Annotated in this window: 3 protein-coding genes, 1 tRNA gene, 2 rRNA genes and 1 pseudogene (1 of these 7 cut by a window edge); 5 read left to right on the top strand and 2 right to left on the bottom strand. The window is 48.7% G+C overall.

What is annotated here, in order from left to right:
* The 3 genes from FJD32_RS21160 to FJD32_RS21150 all read left to right on the top strand — a co-directional run.
* Nucleotides 1-2,250 (top strand): 23S ribosomal RNA (locus FJD32_RS21160); it begins 643 nt to the left of the window's first position.
* A gap of 222 nt (nucleotides 2,251-2,472) precedes the next feature.
* Nucleotides 2,473-2,588: ribosomal RNA gene (gene rrf / locus FJD32_RS21155) — 5S ribosomal RNA — on the top strand.
* 36 nt (nucleotides 2,589-2,624) lie between these two features.
* Nucleotides 2,625-2,701, top strand: a tRNA-Asp gene (locus tag FJD32_RS21150).
* Between the two features lie 674 nt (nucleotides 2,702-3,375).
* On the opposite strand, the pseudogene FJD32_RS21145 reads toward FJD32_RS21150, so the two are convergent.
* Both FJD32_RS21145 and FJD32_RS21140 read right to left on the bottom strand, forming a co-directional pair.
* Nucleotides 3,376-5,016: pseudogene (locus FJD32_RS21145) on the bottom strand (hypothetical protein).
* A gap of 173 nt (nucleotides 5,017-5,189) precedes the next feature.
* Nucleotides 5,190-6,410, bottom strand: coding sequence for a threonine/serine exporter family protein (locus FJD32_RS21140; RefSeq protein WP_037413798.1), 1,221 nt, complete (start codon nucleotides 6,408-6,410; stop codon nucleotides 5,190-5,192).
* A gap of 155 nt (nucleotides 6,411-6,565) precedes the next feature.
* Between FJD32_RS21140 and FJD32_RS21135 the strand changes: the two genes are divergently transcribed.
* Complete coding sequence (locus tag FJD32_RS21135; RefSeq protein WP_088586268.1) at nucleotides 6,566-6,964, top strand: MAPEG family protein; 399 nt, start codon at nucleotides 6,566-6,568, stop codon at nucleotides 6,962-6,964.
* 212 nt (nucleotides 6,965-7,176) lie between these two features.
* Nucleotides 7,177-9,522: a YgiQ family radical SAM protein gene (locus FJD32_RS21130; protein ID WP_088586267.1), complete on the top strand. Its 2,346-nt coding sequence runs from the start codon at nucleotides 7,177-7,179 to the stop codon at nucleotides 9,520-9,522.
* Nucleotides 9,523-9,547 lie beyond the last annotated feature (25 nt).

Genomic DNA, 9,547 nt, shown 5'->3' with positions numbered 1-9,547 from the left:
TAGTTGCAAGGCGTAGACCCGAAACCCGGTGATCTAGCCATGGGCAGGTTGAAGGTTGAGTAACATCAACTGGAGGACCGAACCGACTAATGTTGAAAAATTAGCGGATGACTTGTGGCTGGGGGTGAAAGGCCAATCAAACCGGGAGATATCTGGTTCTCCTCGAAAGCTATTTAGGTAGCGCCTCGAGCGAATACCATTGGGGGTAGAGCACTGTTAAGGCTAGGGGGTCATCCCGACTTACCAACCCTTTGCAAACTCCGAATACCAATGAGTACTACTCGGGAGACAGACGGCGGGTGCTAACGTCCGTCGTCAAAAGGGAAACAACCCAGACCGTCAGCTAAGGTCCCAAAGTGTATGTTAAGTGGGAAACGATGTGGGAAGGCTTAGACAGCTAGGATGTTGGCTTAGAAGCAGCCATCATTTAAAGAAAGCGTAATAGCTCACTAGTCGAGTCGGCCTGCGCGGAAGATGTAACGGGGCTAAACATACCACCGAAGCTACGGGTGCAATTCATTAGAGTTGCGCGGTAGAGGAGCGTTCTGTAAGCCGTTGAAGGTGAAGGGGTAACCCACACTGGAGGTATCAGAAGTGCGAATGCTGACATGAGTAACGATAAAGGGGGTGAAAAACCCCCTCGCCGAAAGACCAAGGGTTCCTGTCCAACGTTAATCGGGGCAGGGTGAGTCGACCCCTAAGGTGAGGCCGAAAGGCGTAATCGATGGGAAACAGATTAATATTTCTGTACTTCCGCTAACTGCGATGGAGAGACGGAGAAGGCTAGGCTAGCGCGGCGTTGGTAGTCCGCGTTTAAGGTGGTAGGTGGGTGACTTAGGCAAATCCGGGTCACTATACACTGAGAGCTGATGACGAGTCCCCAAGGGGATGAAGTAGTTGATGCCATGCTTCCAGGAAAATCTTCTAAGCTTCAGGTTAGCGGGAATCGTACCCCAAACCGACACAGGTGGTCGGGTAGAGAATACCAAGGCGCTTGAGAGAACTCGGCTGAAGGAACTAGGCAAAATGGTACCGTAACTTCGGGAGAAGGTACGCTCCTGTTGGTGATGAGACTTGCTCTCTAAGCTGACGGGAGTCGCAGATACCAGGTGGCTGCAACTGTTTATCAAAAACACAGCACTGTGCAAACTCGCAAGAGGAAGTATACGGTGTGACGCCTGCCCGGTGCCGGAAGGTTAATTGATTGGGTTATCGCAAGAGAAGCTCATGATCGAAGCCCCGGTAAACGGCGGCCGTAACTATAACGGTCCTAAGGTAGCGAAATTCCTTGTCGGGTAAGTTCCGACCTGCACGAATGGCGTAATGATGGCCACGCTGTCTCCAGCCGAGACTCAGTGAAGTTGAAATTGCGGTGAAGATGCCGTATACCCGCGGCTAGACGGAAAGACCCCGTGAACCTTTACTATAGCTTGGCACTGAACATTGACCCTACATGTGTAGGATAGGTGGGAGACTATGAAGTTGGAACGCTAGTTCTGATGGAGTCGTCCTTGAAATACCACCCTTGTAGTGTTGATGTTCTAACTTGGCCCCATTATCTGGGGTAAGGACAGTGCCTGGTGGGTAGTTTGACTGGGGCGGTCTCCTCCCAAAGAGTAACGGAGGAGCACGAAGGTTGGCTAAGTACGGTCGGACATCGTACGGTTAGTGCAATGGCATAAGCCAGCTTAACTGCGAGACAGACACGTCGAGCAGGTACGAAAGTAGGTCATAGTGATCCGGTGGTTCTGAATGGAAGGGCCATCGCTCAACGGATAAAAGGTACTCCGGGGATAACAGGCTGATACCGCCCAAGAGTTCATATCGACGGCGGTGTTTGGCACCTCGATGTCGGCTCATCACATCCTGGGGCTGAAGTCGGTCCCAAGGGTATGGCTGTTCGCCATTTAAAGTGGTACGCGAGCTGGGTTCAGAACGTCGTGAGACAGTTCGGTCCCTATCTGCCGTGGGCGTTGGATGATTGAGGGGAGTTGCTCCTAGTACGAGAGGACCGGAGTGAACGAACCGCTGGTGTTCGGGTTGTCATGCCAATGGCATTGCCCGGTAGCTATGTTCGGAATCGATAACCGCTGAAAGCATCTAAGCGGGAAGCGAGCCCCAAGATGAGTCATCCCTTGGACTTTAAGTCCACTAAAGAGCCGTTCGAGACTAGGACGTTGATAGGTCAGGTGTGTAAGCGTTGTGAGGCGTTGAGCTAACTGATACTAATGACTCGAGAGGCTTAACCATACAACCCAGATGGGTTTTGCTAAGTAGCACTTAGCTTGAATAGAAACACTTAAGAAGTGATACTCAATACAGCTTTCTAAATTAACAAATAAAGGTTAATTACGCAGGTAATTGTACGGCAGACAAAGCCGTGACGAGCGAAGGGCGGAGTGTACGGTAGTACATGAGCACTGGAGTGAGGAAACAATGCCGTCAGACGTAGAATTAACCAGTAAGAATTTGCTTGGTGACAATAGCATTGTGGTCCCACCTGATCCCATCCCGAACTCAGAAGTGAAACGCAATCGCGCCGATGGTAGTGTGGGGTCTCCCCATGTGAGAGTAGGTCATCGCCAAGCGCCTAATTTAGCTTAATGTGCAAACGTTAAGTTAAAGGAGCGGTAGTTCAGTTGGTTAGAATACCGGCCTGTCACGCCGGGGGTCGCGGGTTCGAGTCCCGTCCGCTCCGCCAACATTTCGAAAAGCCCTAACAGCAATGTTAGGGCTTTTTCGTCTTTGGAATTTATCTATTTAAATTGTCGCGGAATCCTGTTCTGCAGCATTTATCCCTCTCATTTATTGAGCGCATCACTGTGTGATGTACCATACCAATCGTATTCAATATCTGTTCATTTCGCGGAGTACAAAGCACTTTAGGCAAGGTGAAGGCTTGAAGGCATAATGGGTTCTGCCAAAAGCCTTGAGCGCAGCATAAGCGCTTTACCAAGCAGTAAACATCTGACAGCCTCAAAGGCATCCTGCTTCCTGTGGGATTGACTTAAAATGGAATAACTCTTTCTGCGTTATGCGCCTCGGATTGAAATACTTGTGAGGCTATGAACTGGTGAGATATTTGATGTGGCTGGTTTCAATGGCGAGCTAAATTTAGTGGGATCGGGACAGTGTCAGTGGTTTGCTTAAATGAACTTGAGAATGAAAATACTCGACTAAAAAGCGGTTAAAGGCTGAAGTAATAGCAGAGATGATAATCCAATTTTGTTGATCAATATAAATACCCCTTTAGTGATTAGAAGAATATAGCCTACTTAAAAATCACTAAAAGTGAGCCATAGGGATCGCTCTTATCGGCCAGATTTAAACTGGTTTATAGCGTCTCTAAGGCTAATATTCTGTCAACTAAATAGCTTAAAAGCTTTGTTTGACTAAGAATCGCCATTCCCAACTGTTTACTGAATCGCCCCCCGTGTAAGGTACCGAAAAATCGATATGGGCGACGTTGCCGTAGCTGGATCTAGATGAATAAATCCGCGCGCCAATACCTATGCTACCGAGCGGGCCGTTGACTTCGTTATTGTCGGCTAAGGGGCCACCAGAGGCTTGGCCTACATCCGCAAAGACTGCCCAGCCGAGTTCGGCTAATTGGTATAAGTTGATATTCGGATAATTGCGGATTTCGGCGGTAAATAACCATTGGTTATCCCCTTGTTGATATTCGTTGGGATAACCTCGTACTCCAGTTTCATCCCCAAGTCCTTGAGTTAGATCGAGATAGGTATTATTGGACAGGCTTGCCCAAGCTTTGCCATATGCAATCCATTTTGGATTGATTTGATAGAAGTATTCCGCTTGTACATTAGCCTGAAAAGTATCTTTTTGCGTGGTGCCTAGAGTGCTGGTCGCGCCCATTTCCAGTAACCAAAGATGTTCATCAAATTTATAACCTCTAGTGGTTTGCCATTTAAAGTGGTAACCCACTGGGTTATTGTCGCCGATATCATTGGTTTCAATACCGAGTTGGATATAGTGATGCCATCCTAAGTTAAAGTCTTCATTATTACGGATCAGGTGCACGTTGTTCAGTATCTGAAAATCATCTTGAACATATTCATAGGCAACCCAGGGATACATAAAGTCCCTATCTTGTGGTAACTCTGAGTTAGGATATACCTCTGAATTGGCAAACTCGTGTTTGTCTTGGGTAAAGCCAGCAATAAAGCGAGACAGATTGTCGTTGCTTCTATTGAGTAACCAACCATATTGCAAATTAAGATAATCGACAGTGTGGGCAAACTCGTTCACCTCTTGCCCATTTTGTCTCAAAATATCGGTGCGGCTATCATCTTAAAACTCGGCCGAGTACATGGTCTCAGTATTCAATGAATAGAAAGGCTTGCTCACGTACACATGTTTAGCTTGGCCGTCACTATTATCATAAAATTCAGCGGCGACAATGCCGTGATCGATAAAACTCACGGGTGCCTCAAAGGCAAACTTATAGCCAGTGCGGGATTCGTTAGATTGATACTTTAAGCGGGTGCGAATGCCAGTACCTAGAAGGTTATCTTCTTTTACGCCAAAGGAATAACGAGTGTCTCCTCCTGAGCTGCTAAAGCTGGCCGTTGGCAGTAGCGACCAGTTGTCCCAAGTTTCAATAATAATGGATTCATCTTCGAGGGGAGAATCCGTTTGGGGATCTTTCTCACTTGTATAAACTTTGGCATCACGAATATAGGGTTCGGCGCGCAGTAAACGTTGAGACTCATCGAGATCTTTTTGGGTGACCGTATCGTTTTCGCTAAAGGTAAGCTTATCGCGAACCACATATTCCTTGGTATTTATATGCAGATAGTTTGCCCAGCGGTGGATAAAAAATGCATCGGGATCTGACTCGTCGAAGATCGGGTTGCTCACCACGACAATTTTGCTGACCTTTTTTGGGGCTTCCTCGGGAGGCGTTTTAGGCAAAGCCTCATCCGCTGTGGCTAGGTTGACTAGACCACAGAGGCAACAAGGTAGAATCGATGCATACAGGGTAAACTTCTGCATAAAACCACTCCCGTAAACTGGATGGCGACAGCTTAAGGTTCTGCTGTGCTTTACAATTTAATAACACACGGGATATGACGATTAGTCAAGTAAACATTTTAATAAGATTATGATTTTTCATAAGGTTATTTTAAGAATAGGGCTGGAATTGGCGCCAGCCCTGAGGATGAATGTTATAGCGTACGCCTTGGTGGTACTACGACGTTGGCAAAAATCAGTCCGGCGATAAGCGACATAAAGATCAAAAAGATCTGTGAGCCAATATGGGATTGGTTAAGCATAGTTTCGCCGGAGATCAGCGCGTTCAGCCCTATGTAGGTTTTACTGCCGGGTACTAAGATCACAATGCCTTGCAGCAATGCAATTGAGGCGGGAGCCTTCATCCAACGGGCATAAAGATTGGAGTAAACTCCTACGGCTAGGGCACCGAAAAATATCCCCACCGAATCACCAAAAAAGTGTCCTCCTAACATGGCGGAGAAAAATGCGACAATTCCCGCTAGAACGCCCCAAGGCGAATCTTGCATCCGTGCTTTAAAGATGAACACCAGCGCCATAGAAAGGATGGGCACCGCCGACCAAATCGCCCAGCGAGGCAATCCTTCCGGTTCAATATAAATGGCCTCACCGAAGAAGGCTTTACCAATTGCCATCCCCAACACTGCACCAAAATATAGCTTAAATAACAGCATACTGGCATCCATGATCCGCGCTGTGCCCGAAATCAAATCGCGTGCCGCCAGCTCAGCAAGCCCCAAGGTTAAGGCTAAACCGGGAATAAAGATGATGATGGAGGAGAGGATCACCACCGGAATATTAATATTAGGGTCGATGCGGGCAATGGCGCAGGCGGCAATGGCGCAAACAATCGTCGCGAATGGCTCTAACACTTCTGCCATGCGAGTCGAGCGCTCGGCGCGGTATACAAAGCCATAGACTAGCAAGCCTAACAAACCAGACCAAAAAACATCGTTCCACCCTGTGCCCATCAACATGGCAAATGCCGCTGCTGAGGTGCCGAAGGAAAAACAAGTTAGTGCTGGGCCGTAGGGGTTGGGTTTGTTGGCAATTTCCTCTAGCCTGTCTAAGGCTTCGGTGAGCGTGCGTTTACCTGAGGTGAGTTCATCCACCAGTTCATCGGTGCGGGCGAGAGAACCTAAATCCAACTCGCCGGGTTTTACCCGCGCAACATGGTTATATTCTTGATCGGTATCGTGTTGTAATACGAAGGTCATGGAGGTCGGCGAGATTAAAAAATAACCTTCGATTCCGAGCGTCCGAGAAACGGTTTGTAAATGGGTTTCAAGACGGTAAGCGGGTGTGCCAAACTTATGTAAAGCCTTACCTAGCTTAATGATAAATTTACGCTTTTCGAGAAACTGTTCGTTATCCAATCGGGCTATTCGCTGTATAAAAAGTTGTAAGAGATTGCGCGCGCATATTAACCTATCTCGTCACTAAAAGGTTAATGGCTTTTAACCTTAATGCAAATAAATTGCTGAATTTTTGCGGTATATACCGTGCTTATGTTAATTAAAAGGGAGTTGCTATGCCATTAATCGTAACAGGGTTTTACGCGAGCCTGACTGGGTTGTTAATCATTGCTTTAGCGTATCGAGTCGTGAAATTAAGACGAAGCCAAAAAATCGGTCTCGGTGACGGCGGTAACGATGCTTTAGCACTGGCGAACAGGGTGCACGCAAATCTAATTGAGAATGCGCCCATCGTATTGATTTTAATGCTAGTGGCCGAGGCGGGTGGCTTAGCGCATTTCTATTTGCATTGCTTTGGTACTGTATGGATTGTAGCGCGTTTACTCCATGCTATTGGCTTAACTCAGGGGAAAGGCGGTTATCATTTCGGCCGTTTTTGGGGCGTGTTGCTCACTTGGTTGGTGACTATCAGCCTAGCCCTAGTCAATTTAGCGCATTTTGCCCAAAGTCTGTAACTGCTGGGATAGGGTAATGGCCGTCTAAGCCATATCCTTAGCCACTTTAGGGGTATTAAGCGCATTGGCGTAAATACCCCGAAAAACACCTCGGCTGCTGTTTTTTTAATCGCACTTATCCCTGTTTGCCTGCTATACTCCGCGTCCCTAAATCGGTGCGGCTTGCTTTTGTCTGCACCTTTGTTTGACATTACGTTTTTGGGTCAAAATCGATGCAAGTTGAATCCACACTGTTTAGCCATCCCAAGTATTGGGCCGAATGTTTTGGCACAGCGCCTTTCTTACCTATGTCCCGCAAGGAGATGGAGAAATTAGGCTGGGACAGCTGTGACATTATTATCGTCACTGGCGATGCCTATGTGGATCACCCAAGCTTTGGCATGGCGGTCATTGGCCGGATGTTAGAAGCCCAAGGCTACCGCGTTGGGATTATTTCTCAGCCCGATTGGTCGAGCAAAGATGCCTTTATGCAGCTAGGGCGCCCGAATCTGTTTTTTGGCGTTACCGCTGGCAATATGGATTCGATGATCAACCGTTACACCGCCGATCGCCGTATTCGCAGTGATGATGCCTATACTCCCGGTGATGTGGGCGGTAAGCGCCCCGACCGCGCAGTCACGGTTTATACCCAACGTTGTAAAGAAGCCTTTAAAGATGTGCCAGTGATCATTGGCGGCATCGAGGCGAGTCTGCGCCGTATTGCGCACTACGATTATTGGTCGGACAAAGTCCGTCGCAGCGTGATTTTCGATGCTAAGGCCGATATCTTAATGTACGGCAACGCCGAACGCCCGCTGGTTGAGGTGGCACGCCGTTTAGCGGCGGGTGAAGCCATTGCGGATATCCAAGATGTGCGCGGTACAGCGGTGATCCGTAAAGAACCTATGCCCGAGTGGCGTGGGATGGATTCTCGCAAGATCGATCAGCTGCATAAGATCGATCCTATCCCGAACCCCTATGGCGCCGACGATGTGGGCTGCGCCAATTTATCTGGCCCATCGGATGTTAAAATTTTCGATAACGATGCGCCAAAGCCTATCAGTGTGCAGCCGCCACGCCCTAAGCCATGGGATAAAACCTATGTGCTGCTGCCTGCCTTTGAAAAGGTGTCTGAAGACAAATACTTATACGCCCATGCTTCGCGGATTTTGCACCAAGAGCAAAACCCGGGTTGTGCGCGGGCGTTGTTCCAGCCCCACGGTGACCGTGGCGTGTGGGTGAACCCGCCAGCTTGGCCACTCAATACCGACGAAATGGATGCCGTGTTCGATTTACCCTATAAACGGGTGCCGCATCCTGCCTACGGTAAGGAAAAAATCCCCGCCTATGACATGATCAAAACCTCGATCAACATCATGCGCGGTTGCTTTGGCGGCTGTTCATTCTGCTCGATTACCGAGCATGAAGGCCGGATTATCCAGAGCCGTTCACAAGAATCGATTATCAAAGAAATCAAAGATATTCAGGATAAGGTTCCCGGTTTTACTGGGGTGATTTCCGACTTAGGCGGCCCCACTGCCAACATGTATCGCCTCGGCTGTACCAGCGAAAAAGCGGAGAAAACCTGTCGCCGTTTATCCTGTGTGTATCCATCGATTTGCGGCCATTTAGGCACAGACCATAAACATACCATCGACTTGTACCGCGCTGCTCGCGCTGTGCCCGGCATTAAGAAAATCTTGATTGCTTCGGGCGTGCGTTACGACTTAGCGATTGAAGATCCTGCCTATGTCAAAGAGTTGGTCCAGCACCATGTGGGCGGCTACTTAAAAATCGCCCCTGAGCATACCGAAGAAGGGCCGCTCAGCAAGATGATGAAACCCGGCATGGGCGCCTATGATAAGTTTAAAGAGCTGTTTGATAAGTTTTCTAAGGAAGCGGGTAAAGAGCAGTTCCTGATCCCTTATTTTATTTCGGCGCATCCGGGCACGACCGACGAGGATATGCTCAACCTCGCGCTCTGGCTGAAGGAGCGTAAGTTTAAGCTCGACCAAGTACAAAACTTCTATCCATCGCCAATGGCAAACGCGACGACCATTTATCACACTGAGTTGAACTCGTTGAAAAACGTGAAGCACAGCAGTGAAGTAGTGCCAGTGCCGAAGAAGGGCCGCCAACGCCGCCTGCATAAGGCGCTGCTGCGTTACCACGACCCAGCAGGTTGGCCAATTATCCGTGAAGGCTTGATTGCCATGGGACGTGAAGATTTGATTGGTAACAGTCCAAATCACCTCGTTCCACCAGAAGGGCGCAACGAACGTGGCCCTAAATGGATGAAGGATGCCAACCAAGGGCAAAAAGCCCTGACACGCTTCTCGGGTAATCAGTTTGATGAGCGTAAAGGCAAAGGCGATGCCAAGGGCAAACCGAGCGCAAGCAAGCCTAAGGGACCAAAGTCTGGGGCGAATGCGGCGCAAGGTCAGCAGCCTAAAACCAGCCGTCCGGGAGCTAAGGCGCCTTTTGGTCAGTCGGGCTTTAAGGGAAAATCAGAGCAGGGTAAGGCTGGCCACCAAGGTCGCGGAAACAAAGCCTCTTCAGGCCGTCAGCACGCCAAGTAACGGTGAAAAAAAGCCACTCCAGTAA

It is taken from the genome of Shewanella sp. LC6, from assembly GCF_006385735.2.
GTDB classification, from domain to species: Bacteria; Pseudomonadota; Gammaproteobacteria; order Enterobacterales; family Shewanellaceae; genus Shewanella; species Shewanella xiamenensis.
The sequence above is the reverse complement of the archived record's forward strand: the minus strand, read 5'-3'. Positions and strand labels throughout refer to the sequence as shown.

Coding starts and splice junctions, on each gene's coding strand:
- FJD32_RS21135 (WP_088586268.1), top strand. CDS start 6,566: ATGCCATTAATCGTAACAGGGTTTTACGCGAGCCTGACTGGGTTGTTA.
- FJD32_RS21130 (WP_088586267.1), top strand. CDS start 7,177: ATGCAAGTTGAATCCACACTGTTTAGCCATCCCAAGTATTGGGCCGAA.